The sequence below is a fragment of the Nocardioides sp. DN36 genome, assembly GCF_055380375.1.
In genome coordinates this window covers 2,908,766-2,931,089 of record NZ_AP043823.1, presented here as the reverse complement: position 1 = coordinate 2,931,089, position 22,324 = coordinate 2,908,766, and the positions used below count along the sequence as shown (strand labels likewise).

Annotated in this window: 21 protein-coding genes; 15 read left to right on the top strand and 6 right to left on the bottom strand. The window is 74.3% G+C overall.

From position 1 onward, the window contains the following. From cydB to ACZ43H_RS14925, 4 genes are all read left to right on the top strand, one after another. Positions 1–1,020: a cytochrome d ubiquinol oxidase subunit II gene (gene cydB / locus ACZ43H_RS14940; RefSeq protein ID WP_464584074.1), complete on the top strand. Its 1,020-nt coding sequence runs from the start codon at positions 1–3 to the stop codon at positions 1,018–1,020. Further along, positions 1,017–4,388 (top strand): thiol reductant ABC exporter subunit CydD, encoded by a 3,372-nt coding sequence (cydD, locus tag ACZ43H_RS14935; protein WP_464584072.1) that lies wholly within the window; start codon positions 1,017–1,019, stop codon positions 4,386–4,388. Before cydB ends, cydD begins: the two co-directional genes overlap by 4 nt. 11 nt (positions 4,389–4,399) lie before the next feature. Further along, positions 4,400–5,065: a response regulator gene (locus tag ACZ43H_RS14930; protein ID WP_464584070.1), complete on the top strand. Its 666-nt coding sequence runs from the start codon at positions 4,400–4,402 to the stop codon at positions 5,063–5,065. Positions 5,066–5,420: 355 nt separating this feature from the next. Then, on the top strand, positions 5,421–6,026 hold the full coding sequence (locus tag ACZ43H_RS14925; protein WP_464584068.1) for a hypothetical protein: 606 nt from the start codon (positions 5,421–5,423) through the stop codon (positions 6,024–6,026). A 106-nt stretch (positions 6,027–6,132) separates the two neighbouring features. On the opposite strand, the gene ACZ43H_RS14920 is transcribed toward ACZ43H_RS14925, so the two are convergent. Beyond that, positions 6,133–7,731 carry a GAF domain-containing sensor histidine kinase gene (locus ACZ43H_RS14920; RefSeq protein WP_464584066.1) on the bottom strand — a complete coding sequence of 533 codons (1,599 nt, stop codon included), beginning with the start codon at positions 7,729–7,731 and terminating at the stop codon, positions 6,133–6,135. Further along, positions 7,728–10,478 carry a bifunctional acetate--CoA ligase family protein/GNAT family N-acetyltransferase gene (locus ACZ43H_RS14915; protein ID WP_464584064.1) on the bottom strand — a complete coding sequence of 917 codons (2,751 nt, stop codon included), beginning with the start codon at positions 10,476–10,478 and terminating at the stop codon, positions 7,728–7,730. The genes ACZ43H_RS14920 and ACZ43H_RS14915 overlap by 4 nt, the downstream gene beginning before the upstream one ends. 125 nt (positions 10,479–10,603) lie before the next feature. On the opposite strand from ACZ43H_RS14915, the gene ACZ43H_RS14910 reads away from it, so the two are divergent. Then, positions 10,604–11,209: a CBS domain-containing protein gene (locus tag ACZ43H_RS14910; protein ID WP_464584062.1), complete on the top strand. Its 606-nt coding sequence runs from the start codon at positions 10,604–10,606 to the stop codon at positions 11,207–11,209. Between the two features lie 39 nt (positions 11,210–11,248). Here the strand turns inward: ACZ43H_RS14910 and ACZ43H_RS14905 are convergent, their stop codons facing one another. After that, positions 11,249–11,689 (bottom strand): pyridoxamine 5'-phosphate oxidase family protein, encoded by a 441-nt coding sequence (locus ACZ43H_RS14905; RefSeq protein ID WP_464584060.1) that lies wholly within the window; start codon positions 11,687–11,689, stop codon positions 11,249–11,251. 170 nt (positions 11,690–11,859) lie between these two features. Between ACZ43H_RS14905 and ACZ43H_RS14900 the strand changes: the two genes are divergently transcribed. Then, positions 11,860–12,786 (top strand): universal stress protein, encoded by a 927-nt coding sequence (locus tag ACZ43H_RS14900; protein ID WP_464584058.1) that lies wholly within the window; start codon positions 11,860–11,862, stop codon positions 12,784–12,786. A gap of 23 nt (positions 12,787–12,809) precedes the next feature. Here ACZ43H_RS14900 and ACZ43H_RS14895 read toward each other — a convergent pair whose 3' ends face one another. Beyond that, complete coding sequence (locus ACZ43H_RS14895) at positions 12,810–13,256, bottom strand: CBS domain-containing protein (RefSeq protein ID WP_464584056.1); 447 nt, start codon at positions 13,254–13,256, stop codon at positions 12,810–12,812. Positions 13,257–13,312: 56 nt separating this feature from the next. Then, entirely contained in the window at positions 13,313–13,723 is a 411-nt protein-coding gene (locus ACZ43H_RS14890; RefSeq protein WP_464584054.1) for a YchJ family protein, read from the bottom strand. Between the two features lie 58 nt (positions 13,724–13,781). On the opposite strand from ACZ43H_RS14890, the gene ACZ43H_RS14885 reads away from it, so the two are divergent. Both ACZ43H_RS14885 and ACZ43H_RS14880 read left to right on the top strand, forming a co-directional pair. Continuing rightward, positions 13,782–15,185, top strand: a complete 1,404-nt coding sequence (locus tag ACZ43H_RS14885; RefSeq protein WP_464584052.1) for a MoxR family ATPase — start codon at positions 13,782–13,784, stop codon at positions 15,183–15,185. 54 nt (positions 15,186–15,239) lie between these two features. Then, positions 15,240–17,279: a vWA domain-containing protein gene (locus ACZ43H_RS14880; protein ID WP_464584050.1), complete on the top strand. Its 2,040-nt coding sequence runs from the start codon at positions 15,240–15,242 to the stop codon at positions 17,277–17,279. Positions 17,280–17,283: 4 nt separating this feature from the next. Here ACZ43H_RS14880 and ACZ43H_RS14875 read toward each other — a convergent pair whose 3' ends face one another. Beyond that, positions 17,284–18,129: an ABC transporter substrate-binding protein gene (locus tag ACZ43H_RS14875; RefSeq protein WP_464584048.1), complete on the bottom strand. Its 846-nt coding sequence runs from the start codon at positions 18,127–18,129 to the stop codon at positions 17,284–17,286. A gap of 47 nt (positions 18,130–18,176) precedes the next feature. Here ACZ43H_RS14875 and ACZ43H_RS14870 point away from each other — a divergent pair, with 47 nt between their 5' ends. The 7 genes from ACZ43H_RS14870 to ACZ43H_RS14840 all read left to right on the top strand — a co-directional run bounded on the left by ACZ43H_RS14870 (position 18,177) and on the right by ACZ43H_RS14840 (position 22,268). Continuing rightward, positions 18,177–18,956 (top strand): sulfite exporter TauE/SafE family protein, encoded by a 780-nt coding sequence (locus ACZ43H_RS14870; RefSeq protein WP_464584046.1) that lies wholly within the window; start codon positions 18,177–18,179, stop codon positions 18,954–18,956. Continuing rightward, a complete protein-coding gene (locus tag ACZ43H_RS14865) occupies positions 18,950–19,588 on the top strand; it encodes a YigZ family protein (protein WP_464584044.1) in 639 nt (212 codons plus the stop codon). Before ACZ43H_RS14870 ends, ACZ43H_RS14865 begins: the two co-directional genes overlap by 7 nt. Beyond that, a complete protein-coding gene (locus tag ACZ43H_RS14860; protein ID WP_464584042.1) occupies positions 19,585–19,962 on the top strand; it encodes a pyridoxamine 5'-phosphate oxidase family protein in 378 nt (125 codons plus the stop codon). The genes ACZ43H_RS14865 and ACZ43H_RS14860 overlap by 4 nt, the downstream gene beginning before the upstream one ends. Positions 19,963–20,038: 76 nt before the next feature. Further along, on the top strand, positions 20,039–20,413 hold the full coding sequence (locus ACZ43H_RS14855; protein ID WP_464584040.1) for a PH domain-containing protein: 375 nt from the start codon (positions 20,039–20,041) through the stop codon (positions 20,411–20,413). Further along, positions 20,403–21,188 (top strand): VOC family protein, encoded by a 786-nt coding sequence (locus ACZ43H_RS14850; RefSeq protein WP_464584038.1) that lies wholly within the window; start codon positions 20,403–20,405, stop codon positions 21,186–21,188. The genes ACZ43H_RS14855 and ACZ43H_RS14850 overlap by 11 nt, the downstream gene beginning before the upstream one ends. A 52-nt stretch (positions 21,189–21,240) precedes the next feature. Next, positions 21,241–21,774 (top strand): DinB family protein, encoded by a 534-nt coding sequence (locus ACZ43H_RS14845; protein ID WP_464584036.1) that lies wholly within the window; start codon positions 21,241–21,243, stop codon positions 21,772–21,774. Further along, positions 21,771–22,268 (top strand): N-acetyltransferase family protein, encoded by a 498-nt coding sequence (locus ACZ43H_RS14840; protein ID WP_464584034.1) that lies wholly within the window; start codon positions 21,771–21,773, stop codon positions 22,266–22,268. Before ACZ43H_RS14845 ends, ACZ43H_RS14840 begins: the two co-directional genes overlap by 4 nt. Positions 22,269–22,324 lie beyond the last annotated feature (56 nt).

The following is a 22,324-nucleotide window of genomic DNA, read 5'->3' as shown; positions in this document are numbered from 1 at the left end:
ATGGAGCTCACCAGCGTCTGGTTCTGCCTGATCGCCGTCCTCTGGATCGGTTACTTCTGCCTCGAGGGCTTCGACTTCGGCGTCGGGATGCTGCTGCCGATCCTGGCCTCCGACGACCGCGAGCGCCGGGTGCTGATCAACACGATCGGCCCGGTGTGGGACGGCAACGAGGTCTGGCTGCTCGTCGCCGGCGGCGCCACCTTCGCGGCGTTCCCGGAGTGGTACGCCACGCTGTTCAGCGGGTTCTACCTGCCCCTGCTGCTGATCCTGCTCGCGCTGATCGTCCGCGGCGTCGCGTTCGAGTACCGCGCCAAGCGCCCCGAGGCCGCCTGGCGGTCCCGCTGGGACCTGGCCATCATCATCGGCTCCTACGTGCCCGCCGTGCTGTGGGGCGTCGCCTTCGCCAACATCCTGCGCGGGGTGCCGATCGACGGCGACCTGGAGTACACCGGCGGCTTCTTCAACCTGCTCAACCCCTACGCGCTGCTCGGCGGGCTCACCACCGCGCTGCTGTTCCTGACCCACGGGGCGATGTTCGTGGCCCTCAAGACCGACGGCCGGGTCCGGCACGAGGCGCGCAGCCTGGCCGCGCGCTTCGGCGTGCTGGCGGCCGCGGTGGCGGTGGCGTTCCTGTTCTGGACCCAGGTCGACACCGGGAACCTCGGCTCCGCGCTGCTGTTCGTCGGCGCCGCGGCGGCGCTGGTGGCGAGCCTGGCGGCCATCGGTGCGGCCCGGGAAGGGTGGGGCTTCGCAGGCACGTTCGTGACGATCGCGCTGGCGGTGGCCGGGCTGTTCGTCGCGCTGTTCCCCGACGTGATGCCCACGTCGCTGGCCGACGGGACCAGCCTGACGACCACCAACGCCGCGGCCACGGCGTACACGCTGAAGATCATGACGGTCGTCGCCGTGGTCTTCACGCCGCTGGTGCTGGCCTACCAGGGCTGGACCTACTGGGTGTTCCGGCGCCGGATCGCCGTGCACCACATCCCGGAGGCTCCCGCGCAGGTTCCGGCTCCGTGAGACCCGGAGACCCGCGCGTACGCCGCCAGCTCCGGCCGGCGCGTCGCGCACTGTCCGGGGTGGTCGCCGGGGGCGCGCTCGGCAGCCTGCTGGTCATCGCCCAGGCCTGGGTGGTGACCGGCCTCGTGGTGGCCGCGGTGCACGACCCGCTGGACCGCGCCGACGTCGGTCGCTGGGCGCTCGCCACGGTGGCCGTGCTGGCTGCCCGCGCCGCGACCGGGTGGGGTGTGGACCTGTGCGCAGCCCGCGCCGCCGCCGTCGTCGGCAACGACCTCCGCCGCCGGCTGGTGCGGGCCGTCCTGCGCGGGGGCGGCACCACCGAGGCATCCGGGGAGCTCTCCGTGCTCGCCACCCGCGGGGTCAGCGCCGCCGAGCCCTACCTCACCCGCTACCTGCCCGCGCTCGTGCTCGCCGCCTTCCTCCCGGCGCTGACGGTGGTCGCGATCGCCACCCAGGACCTGTTGAGCGCGTTGATCGTGGCGTGCACCCTGCCGCTGGTCCCGGTGTTCGGTGCCCTGGTGGGCCTCGCGACCCGCGACCGCGCCGAGTCCCAGTGGCGGGCCCTCGCCTCACTCTCCGGGCACTTCCTCGACGTGGTGCGCGGGCTGCCCACCCTGGTGGCGTTCCGTCGCGCCGAGGCGCAGTCCGGCACCATCCGCGCGATCACCGACCGCTACCGCCGGGCGAGCCTCGGCACGCTCCGGCTGGCCTTCGCCTCCTCGGCGGTGCTCGAGCTGGTCGCGACCCTCTCGGTCGCGCTGGTGGCCGTGGTGGTGGGCGTCCGGCTGGCGGCCGGCGGCCTCGAGCTCCACACGGCGCTGCTGGTGCTGCTGCTGGCTCCCGAGGCCTACTGGCCGCTGCGCCGGGTCGGCGCCGAGTTCCATGCCTCCGCCGAGGGCGTCGCCACCTTCGAGGCGGTCAGCGCGCTGGTGGAGGGGGCGCCCGACGAGCCCGGCACCGCCGCCCCCGGTCCCCTCGAGGTCAGGGACCTGACCGTCGTGCACCCCGGTCGGGTCGCCCCGGCCCTCGCCGGCTTCGACGCCGACCTGCCCGAGCGCGGCGTCACCCTGCTGACCGGGCCGTCGGGCTGCGGCAAGACCACGCTCCTCTCGGTCCTCGCCGGGCTGGTGCCGCCCACCCGCGGCACCCTGTGCGCCGGCGGCCTGCCGGTCGGTGGTGACGCGTGGCGGCGCCGGGTGGCCTGGCTCCCGCAGCGCCCGGTCTTCGTCACCGGCAGTATCGCCGACAACCTGCGCCTCGCCGCCCCCGCCGCGACCGACGACCGGCTGTGGGACGCCCTGCGCCGGGTCGCCCTCGAGGAGCGGATCCGCTGCCTGCCCCGCCGCCTGGACGAGACCGTCGGTGAGGACGGCGCGGGCCTGTCGGCGGGGGAGCGGGCCCGGCTCGCGCTGGCGCGCGTGGTGCTCGCCGAGCGACCCTGGGTGCTGCTGGACGAGCCGACCGCCCACCTCGACGAGCTGACCGAGCAGGTCATCGTGGACACCGTGGCCGAGCTCGGACGCACCAGCGGCGTCGTCGTGGTCAGCCACCGTCCGGCGATGGCCGAGGTCGCCGACCGCGTCCTGGTCCTGGCCCCGCCCCCGGCCCCCGGACGTGCCGTCGCGACCCTCCCGGCCACCGCCGTCCCGGCCACGAGCGCTCCGGCGCGACCCGCGGTCGACCCGGAGCCCTCCGCTCCGGCGGCGTCGCGTCGCGCGCTGCTGGGCAGCACCGTGGTGGGCGCCCTCGCATCCGCCTCCGGTGTCGCCCTCACCGCCACGGCCGGCTGGCTGATCGTCCAGGCCTCGACGCAGCCGCCGGTGCTGACCCTGCTCGTCGCGGTCGTGGCCGTGCGTGCCTTCGGGCTGGCCCGGCCGGTGCTCCGGTACGTCGAGCGGATCCGCTCCCACGACGTCGCCCTGCGGCTGCTGGCGCAGCGCCGGGTGCAGGTGTACGACGCCCTGGTGCCGCTCACCCCCGGTCGGCTCGGTCACCGGCGCGGGGACCTGCTGGCGTCCGTGGTGGACGACGTCGACAGCGTGGTCGACCGCGAGCTGCGGGTCCGGATGCCGGTGCGCGGCTTCGTGCTCGTGGCCCTCACGGCCACGGTCCTCGCAGCCATCCTGCTCCCGGTGGCGGGGCTGGTCGTCGGTGCCACCTGCCTGGTCGGCGGCGGCACGGCGTACCTGCTCGCCCGCACCGGTGCCGGCCGGGCCGAGCGCGACGCCGTGGCGCGTCGGGCGCTGCTCTCCGAGCGGGTCGTCGAGGTCACCCAGGTCGCCCCCGAGCTCGCGATGTGGCAGGCGGAGGACGCGGCGACCGGGACCGTCGTGTCCGCCAGCGAGGGGCTGACCGCTGCCGCGGCCCGGGCGGCCGGCTGGTCGGCCGCCGCGCGCGCCGTCGTGCTGCTCGCCGTGGGCCTGGGGGTCGCGGCCACCGCCGTGCTCGGCGCCCCCGCCGCCGCGGACGGCACGCTCACCGGCCCGCTCCTCGCGCTGCTGGTGCTGCTCCCGCTCGCCCTCGGCGACGTGGCGCTGCCGCTGGCCGACTCCGGTGCGCTGGCCGCCCGGACCGCCGCCGCCGAGCGGCGGCTCGACGAGCTCGAGGCGATCGCCCCCGCGGTCACCGAGCCGGTGGCGCCCCTCCCGGCCACAACGGCGCACGGGGTCGACGTGGTCGGGGTGCTCGCCGGCTGGGGTGACACGCCCGCGCTGCGCAACCTCTCACTCGCGCTCGCCGACGGCGAGCGGGTCGCGGTGGTGGGCCCGTCCGGCTCCGGCAAGAGCACCCTCGCCGCGCTGCTGCTGCGCTTCGTCGATCCGTGGCGGGGCACGGTCGCCCTGGGCGGCGTACCCCTGCGCAACCTCTCGCTGGACGACGTACGCCGCCAGGTCGGCCTGGTCGACGACGACCCGCACGTCTTCGCCACCACGCTGGTGGAGAACGTGCGGCTGGCCCGCCCCGGTGCCGGCGACGACGAGGTCGAGGGCGCGCTGCGGCAGGCGCGCCTGGGACCCTGGCTCGACGGGCTCCCGGAGGGCCTGCACACCTGGCTCGGGGACGGCAACGCCGCCGTCTCCGGCGGGGAGAGGGCCCGGATCGGGCTGGCGCGCTCGCTGCTCGCCGACCAGCCCGTGCTGGTCCTGGACGAGCCGACGGCCCACCTCGACCACGCCACCGCCGAGGAGCTCGCGCACGAGGTCCTCGCCGACGCCCGGGCCGGCGGACCCGTGGCGCGGAGCGTGGTCTGGATCACGCATGGCACTGTGGGACTCGACCGTGTCGATCGCGTCCTGGACATCACCGAGTGCGGCGATACGGCGACAGCCCTCCCGGGCAGACTGAGGACAGGTGGCACGTGGACGTAGACAATGAGGACATGACCGAGACCGGGCCCATCCGTGTGTACCTCCTCGACGACCACGAAGTGGTGCGTCAGGGGCTGCGCTTCCTGCTCGAAGCAGCGGGGGACATCGAGGTGGTCGGGGAGTCCGGGTCCGCCGAGGACGCCACGCACCGTATCCCCGCGCTGCGCCCGCACGTCGCCGTGCTCGACGCGCGGCTGCCGGACGGCTCCGGCATCGAGGTGTGCCGCTCGATCCGGGCGGTCGACCCGTCGATCAACGCGCTGATCCTCACGTCGTACGACGACGACGAGGCGCTGTTCGCGGCGATCATGGCCGGGGCGGCGGGCTACGTGCTCAAGGAGATCAAGGCGTCCGACCTGATCAGCGCGGTGCGCCACGTCGCGGGCGGCAACTCGCTGATCGACCCCACGCTGACCTCGCGGGTGCTCGAGCGGGTGCGCAACGGCCCCGCGACCGCGCCCGAGCTCGCCGAGCTGACCGACCAGGAGCTCAAGCTGCTCGGCTTCATCGCCGAGGGGCTCACCAACCGCCAGATCGGCGAGCGGATGTACCTCGCCGAGAAGACGGTGAAGAACTACGTCTCCAGCATCCTGGCCAAGCTCGGCCTCGAGCGCCGGACCCAGGCCGCCGTGCTCGCCGCCAAGCTGCTGGACCCGGCACCGGACTCGACGCGGTAGCTCGCGCGCCCTCGTGGGCGGTGCGTGAGCCACCGTTTGCTGGGCGGGATCGGTGGCCTGCTCACCGCCAGCCCGCCGGGCCGGTCGTGGGCGGTGCGTGAGCCACCGCTTACGGGGCGGGATCGGTGGCCTGCTCACCGCCGGGCCGCCGGGCGGGTCGTGGGCGGTGCGTGGGCCACCGTTCGCGGGGCAGGAACGGTGGCCTGCTCACCGCCCGGGCCGATGGGGTCCGCCCCCGGTCTCAGGTCCCCCCGACGGGTGACCATGGGCAGGCCGCCGGGTGACGTAGCGCTCTGCCGCACCGAGCGGTCGCGACGGGATGCTCACAGGGACGATCCGATCCCAGGAGGCCCTCATGAGCGTGATCCACCACCGCCGGCACGTCGCCGGCGACACCCCGGCGGCGGCGTCCGCCATGGCGATCCAGGCACCGGGACGACGCCAGGCGGTGGCCGCGCGGCGCACGGTCGCCACCTTGCGCATCGCCTTCGGCTTCACGTTCCTCTGGGCGTTCTTCGACAAGCTGCTGGCCCTCGGCTACGCGACCGGCGTCGACCCGCAGGGCAACGTCGACCGGTTCGGCGACGCCGCCTGGATCCACGGGGGCAGCCCGACCGAGGGGTTCTTGAAGTTCGGGGCCGACGGTCCGCTCGAGGGCTTCTACCACTCCATCGCGGGCGCCGCGTGGGCCGACTGGCTGTTCATGCTGGGCCTGCTCGGCGTCGGTGTGGCGCTGACGCTGGGCGCCGGGATGCGCCTCGGGGCCGCTGCCGGAGCGGTGATGTACGTGATGATGTGGAGCGTCGTCCTGCCGCCCGTGAACAACCCCCTGATCGACGAGCACATCCTGGGTGCGATCACCGTCGTGGCGCTGGCCCTGCTGAACGCCGGCGACGCCTGGGGCCTGGGGCGCTGGTGGTCACGGACCGAAGTGGTCCGCAAGTACCCCGTCCTGCGCTGATCACCGGTACGCCGCAACCGGACCGCCACGGCCACCCGCGCACGCGGGTGGCCGTTGGCACGTCCGAGAGGCTTGGCAGGGCCACGTGCGAGGGCCCGACTGGGGATCAGGGAGCGGCCAGCGGGACCCGCCACTCCAGCACGGTCCCACGGGGCTCGTGGGGCCGGATCGCGAGCTCGCCACCCAGCTCGCCCGCGCGCTCACGGGCGTTGTGCAGCCCGCTCTCGGTCACCCGGTCGCCCATCCCGACGCCGTCGTCCTCGACGACGAGCCGCAGCTCGCCGTCCGCGACGTGCAGCGCCACCACGGCGCCGCCGGCCCGCGCGTGCCGGGCCACGTTGGAGACCGCCTCGCGCACCACCGGCAGCAGCTGCTCGCGCACCGGGTCCGGCACGGCGGTGTCCACCGGCCCGCTCGTACGCACGGCCGGGGTGAACCCGAGCGCGGGCGTGTACTCCCGCACGACCGACCGCAGCTCGGCGCGCAGCGAACCGGCCGTGTGGTGCTGCAGCTCGAAGATGGTGCCGCGGATGTCCCGGATGGTCAGGTCGAGGTCGGAAACCGCCTGCTCGAGGCGGCTCGCGAGCTCGGGGTTCTCCGCGACCATGGCCGTGCCCTGCAGCCGCAGCCCGGTGGCGAAGAGACGCTGGATGACGGTGTCGTGGAGGTCGCGGGCGATCCGCTCCCGGTCCGAGATCACCGCCAGCTCCTCGCGCTCGGCGTACGCCGTGACCCGGTCCAGCGCGAGCGCGGCCTGGTCGGCGAAGGACACCAGCAGCTCGCGCTCGTCGAAGTGACCCTGCCGGGGGTCACCGTCGACGAGGGTCACCAGGACCGTGGTGCCGGACAGATGGGTGCGCATCGGGATCGCGATCGCGGTCAGTCCCTCGGTCCGCAGCTCCAGCAGCTCCTCGGACCGTTCGCCGCCGAGCAGGACAACCGTCCGGTCCAGGGCGCGGGCGACCCGGGGGTCGTCGGCCGCGGTGACGGTGCTGACGACGCCCTCGCGCGTGACCACGGCCACCGCCAATGCACCCGACACCGAGGCAACGGTCCGGGTGACCCAGCGCAGCGCACTCTCCGTGTCGATGGGCGGCTCCAGGGCGTCGGCGAGCTCGGCCGAGGCCTCGAGCCACTGGCGGTGCCGCTCGCTGCGGCCGTAGGCGCGGGCGTTCTCGATCACGAAGCCGGCCGCGGTCGCGAGGCCGCGGACCAGGAGCTCGTCGCGCTGGGTGAAGCTCGTGCCGCCGGCCTTCTCGGTCAGGTAGAGGTTGCCGAAGACCGTGCCCCGGATCCGGACCGGGACGCCGAGGAACGACGTCATCGGCGGGTGGCCCGGCGGGAAGCCGAAGGACGCCGCGTGCGCGCTGAGGTCCTCGAGCCGGATGACCTCGGGGTGGTCGATCAGCAGGCCCAGGATGCCGCGTCCGTGGGGCAGGTCACCGATGCGGGCGCGCTGCTCCTCGTCCAGGCCGGTCGTGACGAACTCGACCAGGCCCCGGCCGTCCGGGCCGACGACGCCGAGCGCGCCGTACCGGGCGCCGGTCAGCTCGCTGGCCGCCTCGACGATCCGGGTCAGCACCGCGTGCAGGTCGAGGTCGGAGGAGATCGCGACCACGGCCTCGAGCAGGGCCTGAGCGGCGCCGGGCAGCCCGGCGGCCTCGTCCTCGGGGGGCAACGGGAGGTCCACGACGGGCGCCGTCACCGGGGGCTCCGCAGCTGCCGGGGCACGCCGGCATCGACCTGGGCCCCGGTGGCGAGCCGGGCCTTGATGTCGACCAGCACGCAGCCGTCGGGGCCGGCGACCACCGGGTTCAGGTCGAGCTCGGCGAGCTGGGGCACGTCGACGGCGAGCGCACCCAGCGAGGTGAGCAGGTCGACCAGCCCCTCGACGTCCGCCGCGGGGCCGCCCCGGTAGCCCTCCAGCAACGGCCAGATGCGCAGCGAGCGCAGCGCGCGGGCGGCGTCGCCCCGGCTCACCGGCGGCACCAGGAACGCCCGGTCGTCCCACAGGTCGGTGGCGACGCCGCCGGCCGCGACCATGACCAGCGGCCCGAACCCCGGGTCGCGCACGATGCCGAGCGCCACCTCGACGCCGGACACGACGGGCTGGACGAGGACGGGTACGTCGTCGTGGGCCAGCTGGGCCTCGAAGTCACGGGCCGCACCCAGCACCTCGAACGCCGACTGCAGGCCGACCCGGACGAGCCCGCGGTCGGTCTTGTGCACGACCCGCTGGTCGGCGACCTTGACGGCGACCGGGAAGCCGATCCGCCCGGCGGCGGTCGACGCGGCGAGGGGGCTGTGCACCAGCGTGCCGAGCGGGTGCAGCCCGTAGGCGCCGAGCAGGTCACCGACCTGCTCGACCGAGAGCCAGCCGTCGTCGGTCGCGGTGGTGGCGACCAGGTCGTCGGCCAGCCAGCGGGCGCGCGCGGCCACCTGCTCGTCGGTGGACACCGGCTCGTCGTGCGGGACGCGCAGCCACGCGGCGTACGCACTGGTGTGGCTGAGCGCGCGGACGGCGGAGGTCGCCGAGTCCAGGACGGTGATACCCGGCAGGTCGGCACGACGTGCCTCGAGGCCGCCCATGGGCACCAGGAGCAGCGGCTTGCCGGGGTGGGCGGCCCGGCAGCGGGCCAGCGCCGCGAGCACCGGCTCCGGGTCGGTGACGTTCGTGCGGACCAGCAGCACCAGCACCGCGTCCACCTCGTCGGAGTCCAGCAGCTCCGTGGTGATCGCGGCGAGGGCCTCCGCCTCGGCCCCGGCCCCGGCGTCCACCGGGTTGCCGTCGCCCGCGGTGCCGGTGACGTGGCGCGCGATCAGCCCGCGCAGCGGCGCCGACAGCTCGGGCACCACGAGGCCGCAGCGGTCCGCCTCGTCGGCCGCGAGCACGCCGAGGCCCCCGGCGTTGCTGACGACCGCGACCCGGGGTCCCTCCGGGAGCCCCTGCTCGGCCAGCAGCAGCGCGGTCTCGGCCATCTCCTCGGCGCTGCGGCACCCGATCACGCCGGCCTGCGCGAAGAGCGCGTCGACCCCCACGCCGGGGGTCGTCGCGGCGGCCGTGTGCGAGGCCCCGGCACGCCGGCCACCGGCCGAGCGGCCGCCCACGACCGCCAGCAGCGGCTTGCGCTCGGCGAAGCGCCGCGCGACGCGGGCGAACTTGGGGGCGTTGCCGAAGGACTCCAGGTAGAGCGCGGCCGCGGCCACCCGCGGGTCGTCGCGCCACGCGGCCAGCAGGTCGTTGCCCGACACGTCCGCCTTGTTGCCCAGCGAGACGAAGCTGCCGATGCCCAGCCCGAGCTCGCGGGCCACGTCGATGAGGGCGATGCCCACCCCGCCGGACTGCGACGCGATCGCGAGCCCGCCGGGCGGCGGCACCTCGGGGCTGAACGTGGCGTTGAGCCGCACGTCGGGCAGGTTCGACATCAGCCCCAGGCAGTTGGGTCCGACGAGCCGCATGCTGTGGTCGCGCGCCACCCGCAGGACCTCGCGCTGGATCCCGGCACCGACGCGGCCGAGCTCCTCGAAGCCGGAGGAGATGACGACCGCCGACGAGACCCCGGCGATCGCGGCGTCCTGGATCGTGGCGGGCACCCGCTCGGCGGGGACGGCCACGACGAGCAGGTCGACGTGCCAGGGGACCTCGGTGACGCTGCGGTACGCCGGCACCCCGTCGACCTCGGTGGCCTGCGGGTGCACGACGCACAGGTCGCCGGCATACCCGCCGGCCACGATCGACCGCAGCACCGCCGCCCCGACGCCGCTCCCGTCGCGGCGCACGCCGGTGACGGCGACCGTCCGCGGGTAGAGCAGGGGAGCCAGCGAGCGTGCCTCGGAGACCGACTCGCGCTCGTCGGCGGCCGCCACGGCGCGGGCCGAGGCGGTGGTGCCCATCTGGACGTGGACGGTGCCCTGCTCGGTGTGCCGGGTGATCTCGAAACCGGCGTCGAGGAAGACGTGCAGCATCCCGGTGTTCTCGAGGAGGACCTCGGCCACGAAGCGTCGTACGCCCTGGTTGCGGGCCGCGGCCGCGAGGTGCTCGAGCAGCAGGCTGCCGACGCCGCGTCCGCGCAGCGCGTCGGCGACCAGGAAGGCGATCTCGGCCTCGTCGGGCCCGACGCGCTCGGCCGTCGCGAGCGCCACGATGCGGTCCCGGACCGTGGCCACCAGGCAGGCGACGGTGTCCGCGCCGCCGCCGTCGAACAGGTGGGTGACGTAGTCGTGCCCGGCGCGCCGGCTGGTGGCGAAGAAGCGCATCCGCAGGCTGGTGTCTGAGGCCTCCTCGTGGAGGGCCTCGAGGCCGGGGCGGTCCTCGGCCCGCACCGCCCGGACGACAGCGACGGTGCCGTCGGCGAGCAGCACGTCGGCCGCTGGGGGACCGGCCGACGGGCCGGTCCTGGTCAGCCCGCCCGCCCGCGCACGCGAGGGCCGAGACGCAGGGTGCACGGTCATGTCGCGATCCTGCGTGATCCGGGCAGGGGTGCCACAGGGCCGTTGTGCCCCGCCCGCGGGGGCCCTCGGCCCTGCCGGGAGCGGGCGTCGGGGAGCGAGTGTCGAGACGGACCGGAGGAGGCCCGATGTTGGTGCGTGAGCTGATGACCAGCCCGGCGGTCACGGTGGGACCCGACGCATCGGTGAAGGAGGCGGCCCGCCTGCTCACCGAGCACAGCATCACCGCGCTGCCGGTGGTGGACGACCAGGGAGCCCTGGTCGGGGTCGTGAGCGAGGCCGACGTCCTGCGGGACGGCGTGCTGCCCGACCCCCGTGCCCACGAGCGGCCCGTGCACGTCTCGTCCGGTGTCGTGGGGGCCCGCGTCGCGGACGCGATGAGCCACTTCCCGCTCAGCGTCCGCTCCGACGCCGACGTGGCGGTGGCCGCCGAGCTGATGAGCGGCACCGCCGTGAAGAGCCTGCCCGTGGTCGACCGGGGTGTCGTGGTCGGCGTGCTCAGCCGCCGCGACATCGTCGCCGTCCTGGCGCGCAGCGACGGGCGCATCGAGGCCGAGGTCGACGAGCTGCTGCGGTCGGCCGGTCTCGAGGCACAGGTCGAGGTGACCGACGGGGTGGTGGTCCTCGACGGCCCCGACGAGCCCCACCAGCAGGAGACGGCGCGCGTCCTGGTGAGCACCGTGCAGGGCGTGGTCGGCGTGCGCTTCGGGCCCCGGCCGGCGTCCCGCACCTGAGCGTCCGCCCGGCCGCGGTGCCGGGCGCGGCGGCGACAGCTACAGCGTGCGTCCCACCGGCATCCGGGAGAGCGGGTCCCAGCCGGCACCGACGCGGCGCCCGGACAGCTCGGTCCAGCGCAGCCGCAGGTAGAGCGTGCGCGACCCGCCGGCCCACGGCCGGGGACTCCACACCTCGCGGATGTGGTCGAGCTCCTCGATGTCGCTCACGAACTCGCCGCGCCCGCGGGCGACCACGCTCCAGCCGCGCTGGTTCTCGTGGTCGAACTGGTCGACCTCGAAGGCCAGCGTGGTGCCGCGGCCGTAGCTGCCCAGCAGGCTGTACGGCGAGGTCCGCACCACGATCGCGTCGTCCACGACCGAGTAGTTGACGGGGACGATGTGCGGGCCGTTCGGCGTGGAGATCGCGATCCGGCCCGCCACCCCGGCGCGCAGGAGCCGCTCGCACTCCTCGCGTTCCATGTCGATGATGTCCTGCACCGAGCTTCCTTTCGCCTCGTCCCTCCGATCCCATCGTCCGGGCGGCGGTGCGCCGGCAGTCAGGGTCGATGGTCCTCTCGCCCCGGCCCGTTGCGCCCTCCCCGGTCGGCCTGCGCGTGCGCGAGCGTGGAACCGGCAGGCGCGGCCCTCGACGTTCGGAGCGTGAACTGATGGAGACGAGCACCCACGACGCCGGGGTCCCGGCCGGGACCGTGGTCGTCGGGTACGACGGGTCGCAGTCGGCCGGGCAGGCCCTGGACTGGGCGGTGGAGCAGGCGACGCTGGAGCACCGTCCGCTGACGGTCGTGCACGCCCTCGGGCCGCTCGGCACCAGCGGGACCGCGTGGCTGGACCAGGCGGGCGTCAACCAGCGCGACATCATCGACGCGATGCGCACCGACGGGCAGGCCCTGCTCGACGGGGCTCGGGAGCGTGTGCTGCGCCGGTCCCCTGACCTCGAGGTCCGCGAGGTGCTGCGCCTCGTCGACCCGCGCGAGGCGCTGCTCGACCTGTCCGAGCAGGCCGCGATGGTCGTGCTCGGGTCGCGGGGCCGCGGACCGGTGCGCAGCCTGGTGCTCGGGTCGGTCAGCGTCGGGGTCTCCCGGCACGCCTCGTGCCCGGTCGTGATCCTGCGCCCGCACAAGGTGGGCGCCGTACGCCGTGGGGTGCTGGTGGGCGCCGACGGCACCGACCGGTGCCACGCGACGCTGGAGTTCGCGTACCGCCAGGCGTCGCTGCGCCGGCTCCCGCTGACCGTCATGCACTGCTTCTGGGACGCCGCGGGCGCCACGTCGGGTGCCCACCTGATCCCGGCCGACGCCGAGGGGTACGACGACCAGCGGCTGCTGCTGGCCGAGTCCCTCAGCGGGATGACCGAGAAGTTCCCCGACGTCAACGTCCGCACCGAGCTGGCCCGCGGCCTGGCCGACGACTGCCTGGTCCGTGCCTCCGCGCAGATGGACCTCGTGGTCGTGGGTTTCCACCCCGGCGGCAAGGTGTCCGGGATGGTCTACGGCTCCGTCGCGTCGACGGTGCTGGAGCACGCGTCCTGCATCGTCGCGGTCGTGCCCGAGCCCGAGCCGTCCGAGCCCTCCTGAGCGCGCTCCGTCAATGCGCGCCGTCAGGGCCGGTCGCCGCGCAGGTGACGGCCGGCCACCATCGCGACGATGTCGCTCCACGTGACCACGCCGACCACCCGGCCGTCGTCGTCGACCACCGGGAGCGCGTCGACCAGCTCGACCACCATCAGCTGCGCGGCGTGCCGGACCGGCTCCGCGTGGTGCACCCGGGGCTGGTGCGGCCGGACGTGGTCGGCCACCCGGCGCGTCCTGCGGCTGGTGGTGCCCAGCAGGGCGAGCACCTGCTCGGCCGACAGCAGCCCGCGGCAGGTTCGGTCCGGGTCGACCACCACGAGGTGGCGCAGCGCCGTGCGCAGGAAGGTGTCGAGCGCGACCGAGAGGTCCGCGTCGGAGCGGATCGCCACGATCCGGCGCGACATGATGTCGGCGACGAGGGTCTCCCCGGCCGCGGGCTCGGGGTCGGCCGCCGGGTGCAGCTGCTCGATCACAGCCCCACGGTGGCGCCCGCGCGGAGCTCCCGGTCAGGGCCCAAGGTCACCTCGGCTCAGCCGACCTTCCCGTCCACGTAGACCCAGCGGCCCGCCCGCCGCTGGAAACGGCTGTCCTCGTGCAGCACCCCCCGACCCGCCGGCGTCTCGTAGTGGGCCTCGAACTCGACCGTCCCGACCTCGTCGTCCGGCCCGCCCCCGGTGCCGCCGAGGATGCGCAGCCCGGTCCAGGTCGTCGCCGGGTCGAGGCTGAGGTCGTCCGGTCGGGTCCGGGGGTGCCAGGTGCGGAACAGGTGGTCGGTGTCGCCGACGGCGTACGCGGAGTAGCGCGAGCGCATCAGCTCCTCGGCGGTGGTGGCCTCGGCGGCGCCGCGGTGGAGGCGGCCGCAGCACGCGTCGTACGTCGCTTCACTGCCGCTGAGGTCGTTCGCGCCGCAGGGGCAGGGCTTCTGGAGGGGGGCGGCCACGTGCGCACGTTAACGCGTGCGTCACCTGCCCGGTTGCGCGCGTGAGTAGCGTCGAACCGTGACCTCTGCTCCCACGATCACCACCGTCGGCGAACTCAAGGCATCCGGGCACCAGCTGAAGACGCTGCGCCAGGAGATCCGCGACAACCTGCTCGCGGCCCTGCGGGACGGGCGTGACCCGTGGCCGGGGCTGCACGGCTTCGAGGACACCGTCATCCCGCAGCTCGAGCGCGCGCTCATCGCGGGCCACGACGTCGTGCTCCTCGGCGAGCGCGGCCAGGGCAAGACCCGCCTGCTGCGGACCATGGTCGGGCTCCTCGACGAGTGGACCCCGGTCATCGACGGCAGCGAGCTGGGCGAGCACCCCTACGAGCCCGTCACCGTCACCAGCCGCCGGCGGGTCGAGACCCTCGGCGACGAGCTGCCGGTGGCCTGGCGGCACCGCGACGAGAGGTACGCCGAGAAGCTGGCGACCCCGGACACCTCGGTGGCCGACCTGATCGGCGACGTCGACCCGATGAAGGTGGCCGAGGGTCGCTCCCTGGGCGACCCGGAGACGATCCACTTCGGACTGATCCCGCGCAGCCACCGCGGCATCGTCGCGATCAACGAGCTGCCCGACCTGGCCGAGCGGATCCAGGTGGCGATGCTCAACGTGATGGAGGAGCGCGACATCCAGATCCGCGGCTACGTGCTGCGGCTGCCGCTCGACGTGCTGGTGGTCGCGAGCGCGAACCCCGAGGACTACACCAACCGCGGCCGGATCATCACCCCGCTCAAGGACCGGTTCGGTGCCGAGATCCGCACCCACTACCCGACCGAGATCGAGGACGAGGTCGCGGTCATCCGCCAGGAGGCCCACCTGGTCGCCGACGTGCCCGACCACCTCGTGGAGATCCTCGCCCGCTTCACCCGGGCGCTGCGCGACTCCAGCGCGGTCGACCAGCGCTCCGGCGTCTCGGCGCGCTTCGCGATCGCGGGGGCCGAGACGATCGCGGCCGCCGCGCTGCACCGGGCGACCTCGCAGGGCGAGGACGAGGCGGTGGCCCGGGTGGTCGACCTCGAGACCGCGGTCGACGTGCTCGGCGGCAAGATCGAGTTCGAGTCCGGCGAGGAGGGGCGCGAGCACGAGATCCTCACCCACCTGCTGCGCACCGCCACCGCCGAGACGGTCCGGCACCACTTCCGCGGCATCGACTTCGCCGTCCTGGTCCACGCGATCGAGAACGGCTCCCTGGTCACCACCGGCGAGCAGGTGACCGCTCGGGACTTCCTGACCGGGCTGCCGGTGCTGGGGGAGTCGGAGCTCTACGACGACGTCTGCGACCGGCTGTACGAATCCCAGGGAGGCGCGACCAACGACGGCCAGCGCGCCGGCGCGATCGAGCTGGCGCTCGAGGGTCTCTACCTGGCCCGCAAGGTCAGCAAGGAGACCGGAGGCGGCGAGACGGTCTATGGCTGACTTCACCCCACGCAATCGCTCCGCTGGCGCTCCACGATTCCGCGGGGACCCCGAATGACGCGGCGACCTGTCTCCTCCAGATACGGCCGGTACGCCGGCGGGCCGGACCCGCTGGCCCCCCCGGTCGACCTCGCGGAGGCGCTGGACGCGATCGGCCAGGACGTGATGGCCGGCTACTCCCCGGAGCGGGCGATGCGGGAGTTCCTGCGCCGCGGCGGCCGGGACCAGACCGGGCTGGACGACCTGGCCCGGCGGGTGGCCGAGCGCCGCCGGGACCTGCTGCAGCGCCACAACCTCGACGGCACCCTCCAGGAGGTCCGCGAGCTGCTGGACCACGCGCTGCTCGAGGAGCGCAAGCAGCTGGCCCGCGACGTCGACATGGACGACGCGGACCGGGCCTTCCGCGAGATGCAGCTGGAGAACCTCCCCTCGTCGACCGCGGCGGCCGTCAGCGAGCTGTCGGACTACGACTGGTCCTCGCGGGAGGCCCGCGCGGACTACGAGAAGATCAAGGACCTGCTCGGCCGGGAGATGCTCGACCAGCGGTTCGCCGGCATGAAGCAGGCGCTCGAGAACGCCACCGACGAGGACCGGGCGGCCATCAACGAGATGCTGCAGGACCTCAACGAGCTGCTCGACGCGCACCGCCGCGGCGAGGACACCGACGAGCAGTTCCGTGAGTTCATGGACAAGCACGGCGACTTCTTCCCCGAGAACCCGCAGGACATCGACGAGCTGCTCGACTCGCTCGCCCAGCGGGCCGCCGCCGCCCAGCGGATGCGCAACTCGATGACCCAGGAGCAGCGCGACGAGCTCGACGCGCTCGCGGCGCAGGCCTTCGGGTCGCCCGAGCTGATGAGCTCGCTGTCCCAGCTCGACGCCAACCTGCAGGCGCTCCGGCCGGGGGAGGACTGGGGCAGCTCGGAGCGCTTCGACGGCGAGCAGGGCCTGGGCCTCGGCGACGGCACCGGCGTGCTCCAGGACCTCGCGGACCTCGACGAGCTGTCCGAGCAGCTCTCGCAGTCCTACGGCGGCGCCCGGATGGACGACCTCGACCTCGACAAGCTCACCCGCCAGCTGGGGGACGAGGCGGCCGTCGACGCCCGGACCCTGCAGCAGCTCGAGCAGGCGCTGCGCGACACCGGCTACCTCAAGCGCGGCTCCGACGGGCAGTACCGCCTGAGCCCCAAGGCGATGCGCCAGCTCGGCAAGGCGCTGCTGCGCGACGTGGCCCAGCGGATGTCGGGCCGGCAGGGCCAGCGCGACCTGCGCCAGGCCGGCGCGGCGGGGGAGCTGTCCGGGGCCACCCGCGAGTGGTCGTTCGGCGACACCGAGCCGTGGGACGTCACGCGCACGGTGACCAACGCCGTACGCCGTACCGTCGCCGAGGGCGGCTCCGCCCGCGGCGGGGTGCGACTGGAGATCGGGGACGTGGAGGTCTCCGAGACCGAGGCGCGGACCCAGGCCGCCGTGGCGCTGCTCGTCGACACGTCGTTCTCGATGGCGATGGACGGGCGGTGGGTGCCGATGAAGCGCACGGCGCTCGCGCTCCACACGCTGATCCGCTCGCGGTTCCGCGGCGACCACCTGCAGCTGGTCGGCTTCGGCCGGCACGCCGAGGTGATGGAGATCGAGCAGCTGACCGCGCTGGACGCGATGTGGGACAAGGGCACCAACCTGCACCACGCGCTGCTGCTCGCGAACCGCCACTTCCGCAAGCACCCCAACGCCCAGCCGGTGCTGCTGATCGTCACCGACGGCGAGCCGACGTCCCACCTCGAGCCCGACGGGGAGGTCTACTTCTCCTACCCGCCGCACCCGCTCACCGTGGCGTACGCCGTCAAGGAGCTCGACAACGCGGGGCGGCTCGGCGCGCAGACGACGTTCTTCCGGCTCGGCGAGGACCCCGGCCTCGCTCGCTTCATCGACTCGATGGCCAAGCGCGTGGACGGCCGGGTGGTCGCGCCCGAGCTCGACGACCTCGGCGCGGCGGTGGTCGGCTCCTACCTCGGCTCCCGCGGACCGGGCTCGGGCCCCGGGGCAGGTGGCTACGGCGACTGGTTCGGCGGCCGGGGCTTCTGGGTCGACGACTGACCGCTCAACGGTGGAGGAACGCCGCGAGCTCCTCGACGCCGTCGACGAGGCGGGTGCCGGGGCGGGCCCAGGCGGCGTTGGCGTCGACCGGGTGCACGGGTACGCCGTCGGGCAGCACGCCCGAGGCGACCAGCTCGTCCGCGAGCCGGGTCGCACCGGCCAGGTCGAAGCCGCAGGGTGCCACGACGACCACCTCCGGCTCGGCCGCGTGCACGTCCTCCCAGGTGACCCGCTCGGACTTCGCGCCGACGCGGCCGAGGAGCGGCTCGCCGCCGGCGGCCTCGATCATCTCCGGCACCCAGTGGCCGGGCGCGAACGGCGGGTCGGTCCACTCCAGCAGCATCACGCGCGGCCGGGGGAGCCCGGCCACGCGACGGCGTACGACGTCGAGCCGGGCCTGCAGCGAGTCGACGAGGGCGGCCGCCTCCGCCCCGTGCCCGGTCGCCTGCCCCAGGGTGAGGATCGAGGCGTTGACCTCGTCGATCGTGTGCGGGTCGATGGTGAGCACCTCGGCGGTGCACCCGAGATGGGCCAGCGCGTCGTCGACCACCGACACGTCGACGGCGCAGACGGCGCAGAGGTCCTGGGTGACCACGAGGTCGGCGTCGAGGCCGGCGAGGGCACCCTCGTCGAGGTGGTAGAGGTCCTCGCCGCGCGACATCGCCGTCGCCACGAACGCGTCGATCTCGGCGGGCGTCAGCCCTTCGGGCATCGCGGAGGTGGACACGATCCGGCGGGTGCGCGCCTCGGCCGGGAAGTCGCACTCGAACGTCACGCCGACCACGTCCGGCCCCGCACCGATCGCGAAGAGGATCTCGGTGGTCGACGGGAGCAGGGAGACGATGCGCACGGCACCACCCTAGGCAGGGGGCCGCACGCCGCACATACGATCGCGCGGTGGCCGATCCCTCCGTGACCGTGACCGTCCTGCTCGGGCTGGCGGGTCTCGCGGCGGGGTTCGTCGACGCGGTGGTCGGTGGGGGCGGGCTCGTCCAGCTGCCCGCGCTGCTCCTCGGGCTGCCCGGTGCCGCGCCCGTGCAGGTGCTGGCGACCAACAAGCTCGCGTCGATCTGCGGCACCACGGTGAGCAGCGCGACGTACTACCGCCGGGTGCGGCCCGACCCGAGGACGTTCGGGCCGCTGATGCTGCTCGCGTTCACCGGGTCCGTGCTCGGGGCGCTGGTGGCCACCCACATCCCGGAGGACGTGTTCGACCCGCTGGTCCTGGTGGCGCTGGTGGTCGTGGGCGCCTACGTGCTGTTCCGGCCCGCTCTCGGCGAGCAGACCGCGCTGCGCTTCTCCGGCCACCGGCACACGATCGCGGCAATGCTCACCGGGCTCGCGGTCGGGTTCTACGACGGCGCGCTGGGCCCTGGCACCGGCAGCTTCTTCGTGTTCACGCTCGTCGGGCTGCTGGGCTACAGCTTCCTCGAGGCCTCCGCCAAGGCGCGGCTGGCCAACTGGGCCACGAACGCCGCCGCGCTCTGCGTCTTCCTCCCGCAGGGCGCCGTGCTGTGGAAGGTCGGCCTGGTGATGGGCGTCTGCAACCTGGCGGGCGGCTACCTCGGAGCGCGTACGGCGGTCTCCCGCGGCACCCGCTTCGTCCGGATCTTCTTCATCGTCGTCGTCTCGGCCTTCATCATCCGGATCGCGGGCGGGATCGTGGGCGCGTGGTGAGCTCCTACCTCACGGTCGCCCGCGACGGACAGGCCGAGATCGAGGTCAAGCGGTCGCGGTTCCTGTGCACGCTCGCGCGTGTCGAGGACGAGGCGGCCGCCCGCGCCGTCGTCGACGGGCTGCGCAAGCAGCACCGGGACGCCCGCCACCACTGCTCCGCCTTCGTCCTCGGCCCCGAGGGTGCCGTCGAGCGCTCCAGCGACGACGGGGAGCCCGCCGGGACCGCCGGGGCCCCGATGCTCGAGGTGCTGCGGGGTCGCGGGGTGAGCGACGTGGTCGCGGTGGTCACGCGCTGGTTCGGCGGCACCCTGCTCGGCGCCGGGGGGCTGGTCCGGGCGTACGGCGACGCGGTCCGGGCCGGCCTCGACAGCACCGGGACGATGCGCCGCGACCTGGTGCGCGAGCTCACCCTCGACGTCGGCCACGCCGATGCCGGTCGCGTCGAGAGCGAGCTGCGGAGCCGGGGCGTGGCGGTGCTCGACACGACGTACGCCGCGCACGTGACGCTGCTCCTCGGCGTACCCCCTCACGAGGTCGAGCGCCTGCACGCCGTCGTCGCCGAGCTGACCGGAGGCACCGCGGCCGCCGTCCCCGCTGGCGAGCGCTGGGTCGACGTACGCTCGGCACCATGAGCATCCCGGTGGACGTGGCCGACCTGGCGAGGGCGCTGACCGACTTCGGAGCGGGCTACCTGCTCACCGTCTCGGCCGAGGGGCGGGTCAAGGCCGTGACCGTCGAGCCCGAGGTGGTCGACGGCGCGCTCGTCGTGACCGGTCCCGGCAAGGGGTCGGCCGCGAACATCGCCGCCCATCCCGCCGTGACCGTGCTGTTCCCGCCCGTCGAGGCCCGGGGCTTCACGCTGCTGGTCGACGGCACGGCCGAGGTCGACGGCGAGGACGTGCGGATCGCCCCGGCGACGGCCGTCCTGCACCGCCCCGCCTCGCACTCCGACGGCCCTCCTGCGCCCGGTGGCTGCGGCCACGACTGCCACCCGGTCGGTTCCTGAGTCCCCGGAGATCGGCCGTGGGTCGGGCGTGTCAGTCGCCGCCGAGCCCGGGCCCGAGGATCTACGCTCGTCGGCCATGATCGACTTCCAGAACGGCACCTTCGTCAAGCTGAGCCCCAGCAATCCGCAGGACCTGATGGCCGAGATCGGCCCCATGCTCGTGGTCGACGAGCAGGTCTTCCTGAGCTTCAAGGGAATCCGGGACTCCGTGGTCTTCACGAACAAGCGACTGATCTCCTTGAACGTGCAGGGCCTGACCGGCAAGAAGCGGGACTACACCTCGCTGCCGTACTCGAAGATCCAGGCGTTCAGCGTGGAGACCGCCGGCACGTTCGACCTCGACGCCGAGCTCGAGCTCTGGTTCAGCGGGCTGGGCCGGGTGCGGCTCGAGTTCAAGGGCGGGGTCGACATCCGCTCGCTCGGACGCCTCATCGGTGATCATGTCCTCTGACCCGCGCGACGATCGCCTGGCCCTCACCCCGTTCTGGATCAGCGCGTTCCTCGACCTCGCGCCCGCGGAGCACGAGCGGGCGCAGGCGTTCTGGCGCGACGTGACCGGGTACGACGTGTCCGAGCCCCGCGGGGACCACGACGAGTTCACGACCCTGCTGCCGCCGGACGGCGACGACATCCTGCGCGTGCAACGGCTCGGCGACGGTCCCTCCCGCATCCACCTCGACCTGCACGTCACCGACCCGGTCGCCGCCGCCGAGTGCGCGGAGTCCCTCGGCGCCCGGGTGCTGGCGAGGCCGGAGCACGGGTATGTCGTGCTCGCGTCGCCCGGCGGTTTGGTGTTCTGCTTCGTCCGGCACCGGGCGGCCGCCCGGCCGCGCCCGGCGAGCTGGCCGGGCGGGCACGCGTCGTACGTCGACCAGGTCTGCCTGGACATCCCGGCCCGGGTCCACGAGCGGGAGTGTGCGTTCTGGAGCGACGTCACTGGCCTGCGCCACGACGCGGACGGCGAGCATGACGAGTTCTCCCGACTGGTCGGCGAGGAGCGCCCGGCGCTCCAGCTCCTGCTGCAGCGGCTCGACGAGGAGGACGGCCCGGTGCGCGCCCACCTCGACCTCGCCGCCACCGACCGGGCCGCGGAGACGGCCCGGCACGTCGCCCTCGGCGCGCAGGTGGTCCACGACTTCGGGCGCGGCTGGACCCTGATGGCGGCGCCCGCAGGTCCGGCGTACTGCATCACCGACCGGCGGCCCGACCTCGCTCCGCGCACCTGAGGCGCCGCAACTCGGTGGTGCGAGGTCGCCGCCCCTCGCTAGCGTTCCCGGCATGACCACCACGGACCGCCGGGACCCGCCACTGACCGGGGACGAGCAGACCCAGCTGCTCGCCTGGCTGGACTACCACCGCGACACCCTCCGGCTGAAGACCGAGGGACTGACCGGCGACCAGCTGAACGCGTCGCTGCCTCCGTCGGCGCTGACGCTCGGCGGTCTGCTCAAGCACATGGCCCTGGTGGAGGACCACTGGTTCAGCGTGGTCCTGCTCGGCAACGACGACGCGGAGCCGTGGCGAGACGTGGACTGGGACGCGGATCGCGACTGGGACTTCCACAGCGCCTCCGGGGACGGCCCCGAGGAGCTGCGGGCCCTGTTCGACGCCTCCTGCGCGGCGTCCGACCGGATCCTCGAGCGGGTGCTGGCCGAGGGCGGGCTGGACGCGGAGTCCGAGCGCGAGAGCCGGCACCACGGCGGGAGGTTCAGCCTGCGCTGGATCCTGCTGCACATGATCGAGGAGTACGCCCGGCACAACGGCCACGCGGACCTGATCCGCGAGTCGGTCGACGGGAGCACCGGGGATTGAGCGAGCTGCGCATCCGGCCCGCGACCGACGAGGACTGGCCGCGGATCTGGCCGTTCTTCGACGCCACCGTGCGGGCGGGGGAGACCTACGCCTACCCGGCCGACCTGACCCCCGAGCAGGGCCGCGGGCTCTGGATGGAGCGACCGCCGGGCGAGACCGTGGTGCTCGAGGACCGGGGTGAGGTCCTCGGGAGCGCCAAGATGGGGCCGAACCGGCCGGGCCACGGCGACCACATCGGCACCGCGTCGTTCATGGTCGAACCGCAGGCGCGCGGTCGGGGGGTCGGCCGCGCGCTCGGCGAGCACGTCGTGGCGTGGCACCGCGACCGGGGCTTCCGCGGCATCCAGTTCAACGCGGTCGTGGAGACCAACACCACCGCGGTCCGGCTCTGGCAGTCGCTGGGGTTCGAGATCGTCGGCACCGTCCCCGGCGCCTTCCGCTCGCCCACGCACGGGTACGTCGGCCTGCACGTGATGTTCCTGCCGCTCACCTGACCGCCGCCGCGCAGGACGTCATCGGGCCTCGCCGGAAACCTCCTCGAACGACGCGC

Bases quoted from the DNA above. Each gene is read 5' to 3' on its own strand.
- cydB (WP_464584074.1), top strand. From the start codon at position 1: ATGGAGCTCACCAGCGTCTGGTTCTGCCTGATCGCCGTCCTCTGGATC.
- ACZ43H_RS14930 (WP_464584070.1), top strand. From the start codon at position 4,400: ATGACCGAGACCGGGCCCATCCGTGTGTACCTCCTCGACGACCACGAA.
- ACZ43H_RS14925 (WP_464584068.1), top strand. From the start codon at position 5,421: ATGAGCGTGATCCACCACCGCCGGCACGTCGCCGGCGACACCCCGGCG.
- ACZ43H_RS14915 (WP_464584064.1), bottom strand. From the start codon at position 10,478: ATGACCGTGCACCCTGCGTCTCGGCCCTCGCGTGCGCGGGCGGGCGGG.
- ACZ43H_RS14910 (WP_464584062.1), top strand. From the start codon at position 10,604: ATGTTGGTGCGTGAGCTGATGACCAGCCCGGCGGTCACGGTGGGACCC.
- ACZ43H_RS14900 (WP_464584058.1), top strand. From the start codon at position 11,860: ATGGAGACGAGCACCCACGACGCCGGGGTCCCGGCCGGGACCGTGGTC.
- ACZ43H_RS14880 (WP_464584050.1), top strand. From the start codon at position 15,240: ATGACGCGGCGACCTGTCTCCTCCAGATACGGCCGGTACGCCGGCGGG.
- ACZ43H_RS14860 (WP_464584042.1), top strand. From the start codon at position 19,585: ATGAGCATCCCGGTGGACGTGGCCGACCTGGCGAGGGCGCTGACCGAC.
- ACZ43H_RS14855 (WP_464584040.1), top strand. From the start codon at position 20,039: ATGATCGACTTCCAGAACGGCACCTTCGTCAAGCTGAGCCCCAGCAAT.
- ACZ43H_RS14850 (WP_464584038.1), top strand. From the start codon at position 20,403: ATGTCCTCTGACCCGCGCGACGATCGCCTGGCCCTCACCCCGTTCTGG.
- ACZ43H_RS14845 (WP_464584036.1), top strand. From the start codon at position 21,241: ATGACCACCACGGACCGCCGGGACCCGCCACTGACCGGGGACGAGCAG.